Origin of the sequence: Streptomyces fodineus, from assembly GCF_001735805.1 — a bacterium.
Taxonomy (GTDB): Bacteria; Actinomycetota; Actinomycetes; order Streptomycetales; family Streptomycetaceae; genus Streptomyces; species Streptomyces fodineus.
The window spans coordinates 6,121,074-6,135,692 of the sequence record NZ_CP017248.1 but is presented as its reverse complement, the minus strand read 5'-3'; the positions used below and the strand labels follow the sequence as shown (position 1 = coordinate 6,135,692).

Annotated in this window: 14 protein-coding genes and 1 tRNA gene; 7 read left to right on the top strand and 8 right to left on the bottom strand. The window is 71.2% G+C overall.

The genetic code is table 11. From position 1 onward, the window contains the following. Positions 1 to 422: 422 nt before the first annotated feature. From BFF78_RS26385 to BFF78_RS26375, 3 genes are all read left to right on the top strand, one after another. Positions 423 to 791 carry a hypothetical protein gene (locus tag BFF78_RS26385; RefSeq protein WP_069780666.1) on the top strand — a complete coding sequence of 123 codons (369 nt, stop codon included), beginning with the start codon at positions 423 to 425 and terminating at the stop codon, positions 789 to 791. 172 nt (positions 792 to 963) lie between these two features. Next, the gene (locus BFF78_RS26380; protein ID WP_069780665.1) at positions 964 to 1,533 is read left to right on the top strand and encodes a hypothetical protein; all 570 of its coding nucleotides are present in this window, start codon (positions 964 to 966) and stop codon (positions 1,531 to 1,533) included. Beyond that, positions 1,524 to 1,597, top strand: a tRNA-Lys gene (locus BFF78_RS26375). The genes BFF78_RS26380 and BFF78_RS26375 overlap by 10 nt, the downstream gene beginning before the upstream one ends. Positions 1,598 to 1,700: 103 nt before the next feature. Here the strand turns inward: BFF78_RS26375 and BFF78_RS26370 are convergent. Then, complete coding sequence (locus BFF78_RS26370) at positions 1,701 to 2,963, bottom strand: M6 family metalloprotease domain-containing protein (protein WP_069780664.1); 1,263 nt, start codon at positions 2,961 to 2,963, stop codon at positions 1,701 to 1,703. A gap of 321 nt (positions 2,964 to 3,284) precedes the next feature. Here BFF78_RS26370 and BFF78_RS26365 point away from each other — a divergent pair, with 321 nt between their 5' ends. Further along, positions 3,285 to 5,087, top strand: coding sequence for a putative bifunctional diguanylate cyclase/phosphodiesterase (locus BFF78_RS26365; protein ID WP_069780663.1), 1,803 nt, complete (start codon positions 3,285 to 3,287; stop codon positions 5,085 to 5,087). Between the two features lie 61 nt (positions 5,088 to 5,148). Here BFF78_RS26365 and BFF78_RS26360 read toward each other — a convergent pair whose 3' ends face one another. From BFF78_RS26360 to BFF78_RS26350, 3 genes are all read right to left on the bottom strand, one after another. Next, the gene (locus BFF78_RS26360; protein ID WP_069780662.1) at positions 5,149 to 6,246 is read right to left on the bottom strand and encodes an LLM class flavin-dependent oxidoreductase; all 1,098 of its coding nucleotides are present in this window, start codon (positions 6,244 to 6,246) and stop codon (positions 5,149 to 5,151) included. 63 nt (positions 6,247 to 6,309) lie between these two features. After that, positions 6,310 to 7,047 (bottom strand): maleate cis-trans isomerase family protein, encoded by a 738-nt coding sequence (locus tag BFF78_RS26355; RefSeq protein WP_069780661.1) that lies wholly within the window; start codon positions 7,045 to 7,047, stop codon positions 6,310 to 6,312. After that, the gene (locus BFF78_RS26350) at positions 7,044 to 7,841 is read right to left on the bottom strand and encodes a maleate cis-trans isomerase family protein (RefSeq protein WP_069780660.1); all 798 of its coding nucleotides are present in this window, start codon (positions 7,839 to 7,841) and stop codon (positions 7,044 to 7,046) included. Before BFF78_RS26350 ends, BFF78_RS26355 begins: the two co-directional genes overlap by 4 nt. A 138-nt stretch (positions 7,842 to 7,979) precedes the next feature. Here BFF78_RS26350 and BFF78_RS26345 point away from each other — a divergent pair, with 138 nt between their 5' ends. Together BFF78_RS26345 and BFF78_RS26340 are read left to right on the top strand one after the other, a co-directional pair. Continuing rightward, positions 7,980 to 8,930 carry a D-2-hydroxyacid dehydrogenase gene (locus tag BFF78_RS26345; protein ID WP_069780659.1) on the top strand — a complete coding sequence of 317 codons (951 nt, stop codon included), beginning with the start codon at positions 7,980 to 7,982 and terminating at the stop codon, positions 8,928 to 8,930. Between the two features lie 33 nt (positions 8,931 to 8,963). Beyond that, the gene (locus tag BFF78_RS26340) at positions 8,964 to 10,370 is read left to right on the top strand and encodes an amidase (protein ID WP_069780658.1); all 1,407 of its coding nucleotides are present in this window, start codon (positions 8,964 to 8,966) and stop codon (positions 10,368 to 10,370) included. Positions 10,371 to 10,383: 13 nt separating this feature from the next. Here the strand turns inward: BFF78_RS26340 and BFF78_RS26335 are convergent, their stop codons facing one another. Together BFF78_RS26335 and BFF78_RS26330 are read right to left on the bottom strand one after the other, a co-directional pair. After that, entirely contained in the window at positions 10,384 to 10,902 is a 519-nt protein-coding gene (locus tag BFF78_RS26335) for a GNAT family N-acetyltransferase (RefSeq protein WP_069780657.1), read from the bottom strand. Continuing rightward, positions 10,899 to 11,837 (bottom strand): hypothetical protein, encoded by a 939-nt coding sequence (locus tag BFF78_RS26330; protein ID WP_069783823.1) that lies wholly within the window; start codon positions 11,835 to 11,837, stop codon positions 10,899 to 10,901. Before BFF78_RS26330 ends, BFF78_RS26335 begins: the two co-directional genes overlap by 4 nt. Before the next feature lie 235 nt (positions 11,838 to 12,072). On the opposite strand from BFF78_RS26330, the gene BFF78_RS26325 reads away from it, so the two are divergent. Beyond that, positions 12,073 to 12,687, top strand: coding sequence for an HD domain-containing protein (locus BFF78_RS26325; protein WP_069783822.1), 615 nt, complete (start codon positions 12,073 to 12,075; stop codon positions 12,685 to 12,687). Here the strand turns inward: BFF78_RS26325 and BFF78_RS26320 are convergent. Together BFF78_RS26320 and BFF78_RS26315 are read right to left on the bottom strand one after the other, a co-directional pair. Then, the gene (locus BFF78_RS26320) at positions 12,684 to 14,009 is read right to left on the bottom strand and encodes a hypothetical protein (RefSeq protein ID WP_069780656.1); all 1,326 of its coding nucleotides are present in this window, start codon (positions 14,007 to 14,009) and stop codon (positions 12,684 to 12,686) included. The two genes, BFF78_RS26325 and BFF78_RS26320, sit on opposite strands and share 4 nt — an antisense overlap. A gap of 99 nt (positions 14,010 to 14,108) precedes the next feature. Next, positions 14,109 to 14,603 carry a DUF3830 family protein gene (locus tag BFF78_RS26315; protein ID WP_069780655.1) on the bottom strand — a complete coding sequence of 165 codons (495 nt, stop codon included), beginning with the start codon at positions 14,601 to 14,603 and terminating at the stop codon, positions 14,109 to 14,111. Between the last annotated feature and the right edge of the window lie 16 nt (positions 14,604 to 14,619).

Sequence of the window (14,619 nt, the reverse complement as noted above, 5' to 3'; positions counted from 1 at the left end):
GAGTCCGGCACGCCGCCGGAGGCGGCCGATGAACACAGCCCGGACGGCTGGGAGGCGAACCACGCCGTCCTGGCCCATCTGGCCGAACACCGGGTGACCTGGCGGCCGTGACCCAGCCACCGGTACCTGCCGACCCGCCCCGGACCCGACCCCACCCACCCGCCGGACGGAGTCCGGCACGCCGCCGGAGGCGGCCGATGAACACAGCCCGGACGGCTGGGAGGCGAACCACGCCGTCCTGGCCCATCTGGCCGAACACCGGGTGACCTGGCGGCCGTGACCGGAAACGGCGGGCCCCGGCCCGTCCGGCCGGGCGCCGGGTGAGCCGGCGGTCATGAGGGCCCCTTGCGTCCGCGCGGGACAATGGACGGTGGCCCACCTGTAGGCGGGACCCAGCGAAGCGTACGAGGAGGAGACAAGACATGGCGGAGCCCACGCCGCGTCGTAACGAACCGCGGCTACGCCCCGCGCCCCTGATCTTCGAGCCCGCGGAGGCGGCCGCCGATCCCGAGCACTTCTTCGACCTGGAGTCGATCGAGGATCCGCGGGCGCTGCTGGCCCGGGCCACCGAGCTGACCCAGGCGTTCCGCGCGGCCGCCGACCGGGCCGTGGAGTTCCAGGCCATCGCGGCGGCACAGCTCGCCGACCCGCGCCGGTTCGACCGGCTGACCCCGGCGGACATCGCCGACCGGGCGGAGTGGACCGAGGACTACGCGAAGAAGATGGTCGAGTTCGGCCGGGACCTGATGCGGGGGAACGCCGAGGGGCGGACGACCGCCGACCCGGTGTGACCCGGCGCCCGCGTCACTCGCGAGCCTCAGAAGCAACACCCGTGAGCAATCCCCAGGAGTAACCCCGCCTGGCATATGCCAGGCGGGCAAGATACTCCTCCCCCACCCTCCTTGTCCCGGGTTTCGGCAACTCAGAAGAACGACGCGCTTACGCCCGGTACATCTGGGTGGCATGAGCAGCACACCGAACGTCACGCGAGTCACCCCCGCCGGCGCCGACTGGCTCGCCTCGGCGGCCCCGTATCCGTGCGGCACGCCGATCTCCTGCGGCGAGCGCCCGGACGCCCCCGTCGTCCTGCCCTGCGGCACCGTCTTCGACGTGGTGAGCGCGCCGGCGATCTTCGGCCGCCGGATGCTGGACCGGCTGTGGGACGACGGGCCGGGCTCGGGCCCGGTCGCGATGTTCCGGGGCCGCGTGCTGCTGTTCGCCGCGCCGGGCACGGCCCAGCGGCTGCCCTCGCTGCTGGCGTGGGAGGAGTGGGGCTCGAACCGTACGGAGGCGGTGCCGCCGCTGCTGTGTCACGGCACGGGGGACGCGGTGACCGTCCCGGCGCCGGCCGGCCGGGACACCCCCGGCGACGCGCGCTGGCTGGTCGCCCCGGACACGCGTCACCCCTGGCTGCCGGGCCCGGAGGTGGTCCTCTGGGCGGCCGTGCGAGCCGCCCGCGCCGCCGTACGGATATCGATTTTTCCTCCCGCCGACCAGGATGCTAATGTCTACGACGTCAGCAGGCGCCGCTAGCTCAGTTGGTTAGAGCAGCTGACTCTTAATCAGCGGGTCCGGGGTTCGAGTCCCTGGCGGCGCACGATGGCGATGGCGAGGCATGTCCGCAAAATACGCGGGCCGCCTCGCCATCGTTGTTTTTGCGCACCCCCGTCAGGTCGGCCCAGTGGACGCAAGCCGGAAAGTCACTCGTCATGCACCCCCGGCGTGATCCGCACCGTCCACGCCCCGGAAGCGGTTCGCCCCTCCACCTCCACCCGGACGCCCTCCCCGGGCACGGTGAAGCTCTCACCGAGGGCGACCGGGGCGTCGGCGAGGGGCGGGTAGACCGAGTTCTCCCAGCAGGCCTCGGTGTGCGGGTGGGCGTCGACGACCTCCACCGGGCCGCCGCCCGACTCGGCGCCGCCCTTGATCCGGTACACCAGCACCCCCTGCCGGCAGCCGGCCCGGTCGTTCGCGGCCGGGCCGCGCGCCTCGAAGGCCAGGGCGCTGTCGGTGCCGGTGCGGACGATCGCCAGCTTGACCCCGTGCCCGAGGCCGAAGGCGGGGGCGCCCGCCGTGCCCTGCACCGGGATCCCCGGACCGGCCTCCAGCGGTTCCAGGGTCAGCCGGGCCGGCCCCGCGCCGCGCACGCACACCACCTGGCGCGGATCCAGCCAGCCCAGTTTCCACTTGTGCCAGGCGAACAGGTCGGGTGACAGCCCGAACTGGCTGCCCATCAGGTCCCAGTCGCCGACGTAGGTGTCCCAGTCGCCCTTGCCGTCGACCGGGCGGTGGTAGAGGTCGGGCAGGTCGAAGACATGGCCGGTCTCATGGGCGAGGACCAGCCGGTCCGGCGGGTGCTTCTCGAACACGGTGACGACCCGGCGGACATCGGTGCCGTCCACACGGATGGGTGTGTCGAGGTTCACCACTTTCGTGGCGTCCGAGTCGACGCCCGGCGCGCCCGGGTCGGCGACGAAGTACACGACCTGGTAGCGGGAGAAGTCGACCTCCTTGTCGGCCGCCGCGAACGCGTCCCGCAGGTAGGCGGCCCGGTTCTCCGCACTCCAGTCCCGCCTTATGGCGTACGCCGTGGACGGCCTGGGCATGCGCAGCCAGTGCTTCAGGGGGTGCGGGCGGAGGGTGAAGCGGCCGTAGGAGGCCTGCTCGTAGTACCGGCTGGTGGCCGGGAAGTGATCCGCGGTCAGCTCGGCGGGGGTGCTGTGCGGGGTGGCGTCCGGGAAGGAGAGGAAGACCAGCACGGCGTCGAGCCTGCCGGTCGGGCGGGTGTAGTCCGGGTTCCAGCTGTCCACGCCCTCGGAGTGGTGGGCGTCGCTGCGGTGCAGGGCGCAGGGCGCCGTGGAGAAGGGTCCGGCGACCGACGGGCCGGAGAGGATCGAGGTCGCGGCGAGCGCCGACAGCGTGGTGCACACGGCGGCGGCGGTGCGCAGCTTGGGCACGGACATGACCTCCGGATGCGGTTCGCGGGACCCACATCCAGATTGATGGTATTGATTGCGCTATGCCCTGTTCGCCTGCACCACAAGGGTGAGTGCGCCCCCCGGACGCGCCCGCGCGCTCCGACGCCCGACACCCCGGAACACTCACGGAACGTCACAACTGGTCGGGGGCCTGAAGAAGCCGTCCACGTGCGGGCAGAAACGATCTGTCAGAACCTGTACTCCGTCCGGGACACTGGACAGTGGCTGGAAGGGCCCGGGGCCAGCCTCTATGATCGGCACACTTTCCGGCACGGACAGAGATCGAGTGCACTGCGGGAGCGAGCGGTGAGCGGAACGTCCGAAGGGCCGACGCCCGCGGCAGACCTCGACCGGTCAGCCGTCACAGACAGTGACCACACCACCTACCACCGTGTCTTCGCGGCTGCCCCGCTCGCCATGGCCGTCGTGGACCGCGCGGGACTCGTCGCCGCCGCCAACGCGGCCTTCGGCGAGCTGCTCGGCACGGATCCGGACACACTCACCGGCCGGGTCGCCGCGGACCTCGTCGACCTCGCCTCGGACGCGCGCAGCTGGCACGCCTACCGCGAGGTCCTGCGCGGCCGGCAGGCGAAGCTGCGCTGCACCCGCCGCCTGAAACACCCCGAGGGGCACTCGGTGTGGGTGCAGGTCACCATCGCCCCGCTCACCGGCGGCGAGCCCGGCGTCCTGCTCTCGGTCGCCGACATCAGCGCCCGCCGTGAACTCCAGGCGCGGCTGCGGCACTTGCAGATGCACGACCCGGTGACCCGGCTGCCCAACCGCACACTGTTCTTCGAGCGGCTCTCGGCCGCGCTGGAGGCGGAGTCGTACGAGCAGAGCGGCACCGGCCGGATCGGCCTGTGCTATCTGGACCTCGACGGCTTCAAGGCGGTCAACGACACCCTCGGCCACCGCGTCGGCGACCGCCTGCTGGCGGCCGTGGCCGAGCGCCTGACCCGGGTGGCCGACGAGGCCGGCTACGCCCGCGCCGTCACCCCGCTGGTGGCCCGGCTGGGGGGCGACGAGTTCGCCCTGCTGGTCGAGGACTCCACCGGCACCGAACAACTCGCCGATCTCGCCGAGTCGGCGCTCCAGGCGCTGGAGGAGCCGTTCGATCTGGCCGGGCAGCGGCTGTCGTTGAGCGTGTCCATCGGCGTCGTGGAACGCCATGCGGCCGGTACGACGGCCACCGGTCTGATGCAGGCGGCCGATACGACCCTGTACTGGGCGAAGGCCGACGGCAAGGCCCGCTGGACCCTGTTCGACCCCGAGCGCAACGCGCACCGGATGACCCGTCAGGCCCTGTCCTCCACCCTGCGCCCCGCCATCGAGCGAGGCGAATTCGCCCTGGAGTACCAGCCCTTGGTCGGCATGGAGGACGGCCGCCTCTCCGGGGTCGAGGCGTTGATCCGCTGGAATCATCCTCAGTTCGGCACACTGACGCCGAATCGGTTCATCGGATTGGCCGAGGAGGACGGCTCGATCGTGCAGCTCGGCCGCTGGGCCCTGGCCACCGCCTGCCGCCAGGCCCGCCGCTGGCAGCTGGACCACCCCGAGGACCCGCCCATCTTCGTCAGCGTCAACGTGGCCGTACGGCAGGTGTGGGACTCCGACCTGGTGGCCGACGTGGCGCAGATCCTGGCCGAGACCGGGCTCGCCCCGCATCTGCTCCAGCTGGAGCTGACCGAGTCGGCGGTGATGGGCTCGGCCGGCCGCCCGCTGCAGGCCCTGCAGGCCCTCAGCGACATGGGCGTACGCATCGCCATCGACGACTTCGGCACCGGCTACTCCAACCTCGCCTACCTCAGCCGCCTGCCGGTCTCGACGCTCAAACTCGACGGGTCCTTCGTACGGGGCTTCCAGTACGAGGCCGACAAGAACCCGGCGATCATCCCCAACCCGGCCGACGAGGTCATCGTCGAGGCGATGATCCAGCTCGCCCACCGGCTCGGCATCACGGTCACCGCCGAGTGCGTGGAGACCTCGGCCCAGGCCACCCGCCTGCGCCGCATCGGCTGCGACACCGGCCAGGGCTGGTTGTACTCCCGGCCGGTGCCGCCGGATCGTATCTCCGAACTCCTCGGCGCCAAGGCCTGTCCCCGGCTCTGACCGTCCCGGACCCCGGCACGGGCCCGTACGAAGTGGGCGGCGATCGCCTCGGCGCGCAGGCCTACGCGGTCGGCAGGCCGTAGGCGTCCGCGATCAATTCGTAGGAGCGGAGCCGTAGTTCGCCTCGGTGGGCGTGGCTGACCAGCATGAGCTCGTCGGTGCCCGTGCGCTTGTGCAGGTCGTCCAGGCCGGAGCGGACCTCGTCGGCGGTGCCGTGCACGATGTTGGACGTCCAGGAGGTGATGAACTCCTCCTCCATCGGACTGAACTCGTGCTTCTCGGCCTCGTCCGGGTCGGGGAAGAGGCCGGGCCGGCCGGTGCGCAGCCGGAGCATGTTCAGGGCCATCGCCCGGGTCTGGCGGCGGGCCTCGCGCTCGTCGTCGGTGGCGAGGGCGGAGACGCCGATGAGGGCGTACGGCTCGTCGAGGACCGCGGAGGGGCGGAAGGTCTGCCGGTACAGGTCCAGGGCCGGGATGGTGTTCTGCGCGGAGAAGTGGTGCGCGAAGGCGAACGGCAGGCCCAGCAGGCCGGCGAGGCGGGCGCTGAACCCGGAGGAGCCGAGCAGCCAGACCGGCGGGCGGTGCGGGGACTGGACGCCGCCGGGGGCGGTGGCCTGGACGGGGCCGGGGATCGCGTGGATACGGCGGTAGGGGTGCCCGTCGGGGAAGTCGTCGTCCAGGAAGCGGGTGAGTTCGGCGAGCTGCTCCGGGAAGTCGTCGGCGCCCTCGTTCAGGGTGCCGGTACGGCGCAGGGCCGCGGCCGTGGCGCCGTCCGTGCCGGGCGCGCGCCCGAGGCCGAGGTCGATCCGGCCCGGTGCCATCGCCTCCAGCGTGCCGAACTGCTCGGCGATCACCAGCGGGGCGTGGTTGGGCAGCATGACGCCGCCCGAGCCGAGCCGGATGCGGTCGGTGTGGGCGGCGAGGTGGGCGAGGATCACGGCGGGCGAGGAGGAGGCGACGCCGGGCATGGAGTGGTGCTCGGCCACCCAGTACCGGTGGAAGCCGCGCGCCTCGGCGAACCGGGACAGCGCCACGCTGGTGCGCAGGGCGTCGGAGGCGGTACTGCCCGCGCCGACGGTCACCAGGTCCAGTACGGAGAGGGGGACGGGGGCGGTCCCGTGCGTCGTGCCCCGGATCTCGTCTGCCTCGGCTGCGGACACGGTGTGGGCCTCCTGTGTGTGGCGTGGGCTGTCCTGCGGCCACTAACAGGAGGCAGTCTCCGCTTATTCCCGTACCTGGACCAGGGGCTCCCGGGTGAACAGCGTCCCCAGCGTCGGCGCGTTCACCCTCCGGTCCGCGAGCCTCAGCCCTTCCCACACCGTCACCTGGTTGGCCGTGAGCACCGGCTTGGACAGCGCCTTCTCCAGCAGCGGCAGATGCGCGGCCGTGTGCAGGGCCGTGTCCGGGAGCAGTACCGCCTCCGCATCCGGGACGTCCGCCGCCCGGGCCAGCGTCAGCACGTCCTCCTCGCCCCAGGTGCCGACCTCCGCGGCCGTGATGATCCCCGAGGAGCGCATCCCGGTCACCTCCAGGCCGCCGGCCCGCAGGAAGTCCGTGAACAGCTCGGCGACGTCCTCCGGGTAGGTCGCCCCGACCGCGATCCGCTGTACCCCGAGCTCCCGGGCCGCGTGCACGAAGGCGAACGACGTCGAGGACGCGGGCATCCCGGCCAGCCGGGCGAGCGTGCGCACCTGGTCCTGGGCGCCCTCCCAGCCGTGTACGAAGCCGCCGCTGGTGCAGGCCCACACCACCGTCTCGGCGCCGGTCAGCCGCAGGGTCTCCATGCCCGCCGCGAGCCGCTCGGCGGAACCCATCTCGCGCAGCGCCGCCACCCGGTGCGCGTCCTCGCCGATGTCGGTGTGGACCAGGTCCACCCGGATGTCGCTGCCCAGAAGCTGCTCGATGCGTGGATAGTCGTCCTCGGCGGAGTGGCCCGGGTAGAGGAATCCGAGTGCGGTCATGACGGCCCTTCTTGGTGTTCCTGCGTCTCTTCCGGCAAGGCGGGCGGCCAGGCGCGCGCCGACTCGTCCAGCAGCGCCTGATACGGCCCCACGGCCCGGGTACCCAGTCGGCGCAGCGCTGCCCACATCGTGACCTGGTTGGCAGACAGCACGGGGATGCGCAGCTCGGCCTCCAGCTGGGGGATCACGTCGTACGTGGGCAGATTGGTGCAGGAGATGAAGAGCGCGTCGGCGGTACCGGGCCGGACCGCCTGCCGGGCCATGGCGACGACGTCCCGGTACGGCACCCGCCAGATCTCCCGGGTCAGCCCCATGAAGGCGCACCCGGTGACCTGTACACCGGCCTGGGCGACGAAGTCCTCCAGCGCCCGGGTCACGGACACCGTGTACGGCGTGACCAGCGCGACCCGCCGGATCCGCAGCTCGGCCAGCGCCTGAAGCAGCGCACCGGAGGTGGTCACCGAGGGCGGCGCCCCCGCCAGGCGCATCGCGGCGCACATCGACCGCTCCCCGGCGATCCCGCCTACGAAGCTGCCGGAGGTGCAGGCGTAGGCGACGACCTCGGGCGCGACGGCGGTCAGCGCGCGCACGGCGTCACCGAGGGTCTCGTGCTCGCTCACCAGCCGGGCCAGATCCAGGCTCACCTCGACCGGCACGAACGGGGTCCGGGTCAGATGCAGCGACACCTCGTCGGGCACCCAGCGCCACAGCTCACGATCGAGGGCGAAGTCGAAGGGAGCCACCACCCCGACCCCACGCTGAGGGCGGGGACCGCCGAGAAAGGAGACGTCCATCTCTGGCACCGGCCTCACGCTGGGAGACGAGTGGGCAACGGATCGCGAATGCGCCCGTGTTGACGAAGGTAGGTTCGGGTGCGAGCGTGGTCAATCCGCGCATAATCCGTGCACGTCAGACGCCCGGAGCCGCCCCGTATGACGACCCTGCCGACCCTCCTGGTCCTGGACGCCGACCCGCCACCGCGCCTCGGCCGGCTGACCGGCCGCGCCCGGATCGTGCACACGGACGCCGCCCATCTGGCCCAGCGGCTGCCGCAGGCGGACGTCCTGCTGGTGTGGGACTTCACCTCGCACGCGGTCCGCGAGGCCTGGCCCGGCGAGGGGCCGCGCCCGGCTTGGGTGCACACGGCGAGCGCGGGCGTGGACCATCTGATGGGCCCGGAGCTGGCCGCGTCCGACACGGTGGTCACGAACGCGCGCGGGATCTTCGACCAGCCGATCGCCGAGTACGTGGCGGCCCTGGTGCTGGCGGTCGCCAAGGATCTGCCGCGCACGCTTGAGCACCAGCGGGAGCGGACCTGGCGGCACCGGGAGGGCCGGCGGGTTGCGGGCACGCGCGCGTGCGTGGTCGGTTCGGGGCCGATCGGCCGGGCGATCGTACGCACCCTGAAGGCGCTCGGTGTGACGACGGCGCTGGTCGGGCGGGTGCCGCGGACGGGCATCCACGGCCCGGCCGACCTGGACCGGCTGGTCTCCCGCGCGGACTGGGTGATCGCGGCGGCGCCGCTGACCGAGCAGACGTACGGCATGTTCGACACCCACCGCTTCGGCGTGATGCAGCCGTCCGCGTTCTTCATCAACGTCGGCCGCGGCCCGCTCGTCGACGAGGACGCCCTCGCCCAGGCCCTGACCCGGCGCTGGATCGCGGGCGCCGCCCTGGACGTCTTCACCACCGAACCCCTCCCCGAGGACAGCCCGTTGTGGAACCTTCCGGGGCTGATCGTCTCCCCGCACATGAGCGGGGACACGGTCGGCTGGCGGGACGAACTGGGTAAGCAGTTCGTGGAGTTGTACGAGCGGTGGGCGGCGGGCAGATCACTGGTGAACGTGGTCGACAAGAAACGCGGATACGTCCCCGGCCACTGACCTCTTGGACCCCTTGGACCTCTTGGAGGGTGCATGCAGCTCACCGACCTCACCGCCGTACAGCTCCTCGAGGGTTACCGCAAGGGCGAGTTCAGCCCCGTGGAGGCGACCGCACAGGCCCTGGAACGGGCCCGCCGGATCCAGCCGGAGGTGAACGCGTTCGTCCGCCTCACCGAGGAGGACGCACTCGCCCGGGCCCGCGAGTCGCAGGAACGCTGGCGGCGCGGCGAACCGGCGGGGTCGCTGGACGGGGTACCGGTGACGGTCAAGGACGTCTTCCTGCTGCGCGGCCACCCGACCCTGCGCGGCTCCAGGGCGGTCTCGGAACAAGGGAGTTGGGAGGACGACGCCCCCGCGGTGGCCCGGCTCCGCGAACACGGCGCGGTGTTCCTGGGCAAGACGACGACCCCGGAGTTCGGCTGGAAGGGCGTGACGGACTCCCCGCTGTCCGGGATCACCCGCAACCCGCACGACCGCTCCCGCACCGCCGGCGGCTCCAGCGGGGGCAGCGCGGCGGCCGTGGCGCTCGGCGCGGGCCCGCTGTCGCTGGGTACGGACGGCGGCGGCAGCATCCGGATCCCGGCCGCGTTCTGCGGGATCTTCGGCCTGAAACCGACGTACGGCAGGGTGCCGTTGTACCCGGCGAGCGCGTTCGGCACCCTCTCCCACGCGGGCCCGATGACCCGGGACGCGGCGGACGCGGCCCTGCTGCTGGACGTCATCGGCGCGCCGGACGCCCGCGACTGGTCGGCCCTGCCGCCCGCACCGCTCTCCTTCACCGAGGCCCTGCACGCCGGGGTGCACGGCCTCCGGGTGGCGTACTCCCCTTCTCTCGGCGGCCAGGTCGCGGTCCAGCCGGCGGTCGCGGCGGCGGTACGGCGCACGGTGGCCCGTCTGGCCGACCTCGGCGCGTACGTCGAGGAGACCGACCCCGACCTCAGCGACCCGGTGGAGGCCTTCCACACCCTGTGGTTCAGCGGCGCGGCCCGCCTCACCCAGCGCTTCTCCCCCCGCAAACGCCAGCTGATGGACCCCGGCCTGCGCGAGATCTGTGTGCAGGGCGCGCGCTTCAGCGCACTGGACTACCTGGCCGCCGTCGACGTCCGCATGGACCTCGGCCGGCGCATGGGCCGCTTCCACGAGCGCTACGACCTGCTGGTCACCCCGACCCTGCCACTGACGGCGTTCGAGGCGGGCACGGAGGCACCGCGGGGTGCGGCCCACCGCCGCTGGACGGGCTGGACCCCCTTCACCTACCCGTTCAACCTGACCCAGCAGCCGGCGGCGACGGTCCCGGTGGGAACGGACGGGGACGGGCTACCCGTGGGGATGCAGCTGGTGGCCGCCCGGCACCGGGACGATCTGGTGCTGCGGGTTGCTCATGCGCTGTATGAGGCCGGGGTGGCGTCGGCGGCGCCGGTCACCGGGGTCGCGGCTTAGCTCGGTGTACAGGTCAGCGCAGGTCGCGAAGCATCACGGCGAAGTTCGGCGAGTCCGGGAAGGGCTGACGGTTGCCGATCTTCCGGTAACCCCACGTCTCGTAGAGTGCCTGTACCTTGGGATGATCCGGGTCGACCAGGAGCACGGCCAGCGCCTCCGGCCGGTTCACGAGAAGTGCCGCATGCAGGCGCTCAGCGGTGCCGGTCTTGCGCCACTTCGGCCGCACCATCAGCTCGGACACACTGAACGTCGAGTCATCCGCAAGAGGCTCGGTCAGATGCTCGCGCCACCACTCGCGGCCTGGGGCGGCCGGGGCCCCGTACGCGAAGCCGATCGGCTCGTCACCGTCATAGCCGATGACGCAGGAGAATCCCGGGTTGCCTCCCCAGTGGTCCACGAACCAGGGGAACCGCTCATCGAACTCGGTCATGTCGTCGGCGTATGCGTCGGCATGGATGTCAAGAAGGGTCTGCCTGATGCCGGACAGGTCGTCCTGGCCGTAGTAGCGGAGTTCGACGGCTGCCGTGGTCATGCGGTAGTCCATTCGGTCCGGTAGCGATCGGTCCACTCGTACGCGACGTGTGGAGACGCCAAGGTGATCAGGTCGCGGTGGAAGTCGCCCAGGAGTTGGCGCATGCGGCCGGGCAACGGGTCACCAGCCATGATCTCGAACGCGTCGGCGCTGGTGGCGCATGCCTGCTCGACGTCACCTTGGTGGAGTTGGGCGAGGGCAAGGCGCACAGTGGTATGTGCGCGATTGCGCCGGTAGGCGTCCGGGAGCGCGCCGAGTGCCCTGTAGGAGGCCGCCTCGGCCTGCGCCGGATCGCCTACGAGGTCCTGGACGATGGCGGTGAGTGAGTACAGCTCTGCGGGCCCGTAGAAGGTGATCCAACTCGACTGCGGGGCGGACACATCCGAGCGGCCTAAAGCGTCCTCGGCGCGGCCGAGAGAACGCAGGGCCGCACGCCTGTCTCCGGCATGCGCGAGGCTGACTGCTGCTCGGGCGTGGGCGAGGGAGGCGTGCAGGGGGCTGCGGCGGGTGATGGTCGTTGCCTGTGCGGCCTCGGCAGCGGTGACGGCTTCGCCGAAGTCCTTCCGCTGGCGGGCGAGCATGGCGCGCAGATTCCACACCTGCATGGTCATGTCCGGGTCGTGGGACATTCCGGCGAGGGTCAGCGCTCGGTCAAGGTGCTTGCCGGCGGTGTCGAGGTGCCCTGCGTCGATCATCGACCAAGCCGCGGTCGACACGAAGTCGGAGGCTACGGCGTAAAGGCGTTGGCGTACGCGCTGCGTGGCGGAGCGACGTTGGAGGCCCAGGGCCTCGTCGGCTCCGGCCAGGGCGGCGCGTTCGAGGGCGGTGTGTCCTCCCCGCTCGGCGTCGAGTTGGACGAGGGCTTTGACGCTGTCGCGTAGCCGGATGACATCAGAGGTGCCGACGCGTTGCGGGCGGGAGTTCTGGGAAGCCATGTGCGGCAGGGCGACGGCAACGCTCACCCCGATCCCCGACCCTCCGAAGTCGGAGGAGTTGCCGCCCACGCGGTCACCGATGGCGCCCGGGACCGGCCGTCATCGCAGACCATGACGTGGTGTGGCCGGTTCTGCTGGTCCGAGACATGGCGGCGCGAGGAAGATCACTGAGATCGTCCCCCACTGCCTCAGGGGCGTGGGGGCGCCTCCATCTGAGGCATGAGAGGAGCCCATGGTGTCCGAGGAGCTGACTGCGGTAGCCCGTTTCCTGTACGAGGCGGGGACGCTGAAGCAGAGCAAGCGGACCGGTTGGTGGATGGCCGGCGTCAAGGACCCTGAGTCCGTCGCGGATCATTCCTGGCGCACCGCCCTCATCGCCACGATCATCGCGAAGCTCGAAGGAGCGGACCCGGCCCGAGCCGCGTTTCTCGCCGTGTGGCACGACAGCCAGGAGACCCGTACCGGCGACGTCAACCACCTGGGCAAGAAGTACACCAAGGGCGAGGCCGACCCCGAGGCGGTCACCGCCGACCAGGTCGCCGGCATGCCCGCGGTGCTGGCCGACGCGATCAAGGAACTGATCGCCGAGTACGAGGGCAAAGAGTCCCTGGAGGCCCGGTGCGCTCGGGACGCGGACAAGCCGGAGTGCATGATCCAGGGGGTCGAATACCGAGATCAGGGGTACGCCAACGTCCAGCGGTGGATCGACAACAGCCGCGGCAGGATCACCACCAAGAGCGGCCAGGAACTCGCCGACGCCGTACTGAAGACGGGATCCCTGGACTGGCTCCACGCCGCGCTCGGCGAGCGACAGGGCCGACTTCGGGATCCCGCCCAGACACGCTCCTAACCCTTGTGCCGGTAGACGACCAGATACGGCACATTGCCCTCGTCGTGAGCGAAGACGCCGACCCCGTCGAAGTCGGCGATCGGTACCTCAGAGCCACCGGGCAGCGCCTTCGGGGTGCCCGTCGCCAGGGAGAGCTGGACGGGGGCGGTGCTCCCCTTCATGCTCTCGCCCTTGGTGAGCGAGGTGCCGTAGGCGGTGCCGTCGTCGGTGACGGAGTCGAAGCTGAGGGGCTTGCTCTCGTCGGTCTCCTCGAAGCAGTACCCCTTCTTCGCCCGAAGGTCGAAGGCGAGGTGTTCCGAGACGAGGTATCGGCCGTTCGGGGAAAGCACCGGGTCGGGGTTGTCCGCCGTCGGGACGGACGGCTTGGCACACAGCACGGACGCCAGGACCTGGCCGGTCCTGCTGTCGAGGACGGCCCACACGTTGTGGTTGCCGAAGTTCTTCTGCTCCCAACGGGCGATGAGGTACCCACTGGTGCCCGGCCACACTTCACCGGTCGCGTGATCGGCCTCGGCGGGTGCAATCCGGTCGTCGTCCCAGGAACCAGGTATGCCGAACGCGCCAGCCCCCTCGTTGGCCACCACTGGGTCCCGTTCCGTCAGGGCGGCGATGTCGTTGCCGATGTCGTCCATACACGCCGGGCAGGCGGGCGGCTTGAGGGAACTCGTGTCGTACGTGGTGGTGCGGCCCGTGACCACGTCCACGGCGATCCTGCGCTTGTCCGCCACGGGTACCAGCAGGCGTTCCCCACCGTCCGTGACGTTGTCCGCGTCGAACTCGGTTGCCGGAAGCTCGACATGGTGTGCGGGCGCGACCGCGTCGCCTGAGCCGTCGGGGGCGTAGATGTCCAGTGTGTACATGTTCTTCGCCTTGGACAGGGCGTCCTCGCCCTGCTTCCCCCGGGACCAGGTCACCAGGTATTCCTTGCCGGCGGCGGTGGCGACGAAGACGTGGGGCGCCTCGCCCTCGAACAGGTTCTTGAACGGCTTACCCGTCCAGCGGACCTGGCCCGTCACCGCGTCCCGTACGGTCACCCGGTAGGCGGATCCGCCGCTGGATCCCTCGCTGGTCAGCGTGGCCACAGCGCCGGACTTCGGCAGCATGACGTACGTGCCCAGCTGCTTCTGCGAGAGCTGCCAGCCCCGTGAGGTGTCATACCCGGCCGGGACGGCGAGCTTGAGGACGGGCGCCGGCGGCGAGGCGTGCGCGGAAGGCTTCTTGTCGCCTCCGGCGGTCTTCGCCGCTTCCGATCCGCCGCCGCAGGCCGCGAGTGATCCGACGGCGATGACGGCGACGGACGCCTTGGCGAGTACCGATCTCATGCACTGCCCTTTCCCTTTCCACGGAGGGCAGCCCACGACCCGAACCGCCTCCCCCGATGGCGTGATCTTGGCAGGAAGACTACCGCCGTGGAGGCGTCCTCACGCCCGCTGGAAACTCAGCGTCTCCCCCGCCGCCCCGCTGCGCCACAGGTCGTTGCACGCCTCCGCCATCGGCTCCAGGCCCTGGACCACCTGCCCCCACACGATCCCCGGTACCCACCCCACGTCGGCGTTGAGGAGCAGGTTGTTGCGCTCGTAGAACAGGGCCAGGTCGACCAGCGTGGTGCCGGGGCGGAGCTCGCGGTCGTAGCCGTAGGCCCTGGTGCCCAGTTCGGTGCCGGCGAAGGAGAAGTAACAGAGGTCGCCGGGAATCGGGGTGACCGTCGGGTTCTCCAGTGGGGGTTCCGTGGAGGCGAAGGGAGGGAAGAGGGCGTAGATCTCGTTGCGGGCGTACTTGGCGTGGTAGACCTCGCCCGAGAGCGGCAGCGCTTCCCATACCGCCTCGCAGGTCAGGGGCGCACGGTCGGTCAGGAGGCGGGCCGTGCAGTGCACGTCCCGCCTGTCGAGTGAGACGGTGACGAATCGGTCGGCCATGAAGACCAGGGTGCAT

Coding starts and splice junctions, on each gene's coding strand:
- BFF78_RS26320 (WP_069780656.1), bottom strand. CDS start 14,009: ATGAGATCGGTACTCGCCAAGGCGTCCGTCGCCGTCATCGCCGTCGGA.
- BFF78_RS26330 (WP_069783823.1), bottom strand. CDS start 11,837: ATGGCTTCCCAGAACTCCCGCCCGCAACGCGTCGGCACCTCTGATGTC.
- BFF78_RS26345 (WP_069780659.1), top strand. CDS start 7,980: ATGACGACCCTGCCGACCCTCCTGGTCCTGGACGCCGACCCGCCACCG.
- BFF78_RS26370 (WP_069780664.1), bottom strand. CDS start 2,963: ATGTCCGTGCCCAAGCTGCGCACCGCCGCCGCCGTGTGCACCACGCTG.
- BFF78_RS26380 (WP_069780665.1), top strand. CDS start 964: ATGAGCAGCACACCGAACGTCACGCGAGTCACCCCCGCCGGCGCCGAC.
- BFF78_RS26315 (WP_069780655.1), bottom strand. CDS start 14,603: ATGGCCGACCGATTCGTCACCGTCTCACTCGACAGGCGGGACGTGCAC.
- BFF78_RS26340 (WP_069780658.1), top strand. CDS start 8,964: ATGCAGCTCACCGACCTCACCGCCGTACAGCTCCTCGAGGGTTACCGC.
- BFF78_RS26350 (WP_069780660.1), bottom strand. CDS start 7,841: ATGGACGTCTCCTTTCTCGGCGGTCCCCGCCCTCAGCGTGGGGTCGGG.
- BFF78_RS26335 (WP_069780657.1), bottom strand. CDS start 10,902: ATGACCACGGCAGCCGTCGAACTCCGCTACTACGGCCAGGACGACCTG.
- BFF78_RS26355 (WP_069780661.1), bottom strand. CDS start 7,047: ATGACCGCACTCGGATTCCTCTACCCGGGCCACTCCGCCGAGGACGAC.
- BFF78_RS26385 (WP_069780666.1), top strand. CDS start 423: ATGGCGGAGCCCACGCCGCGTCGTAACGAACCGCGGCTACGCCCCGCG.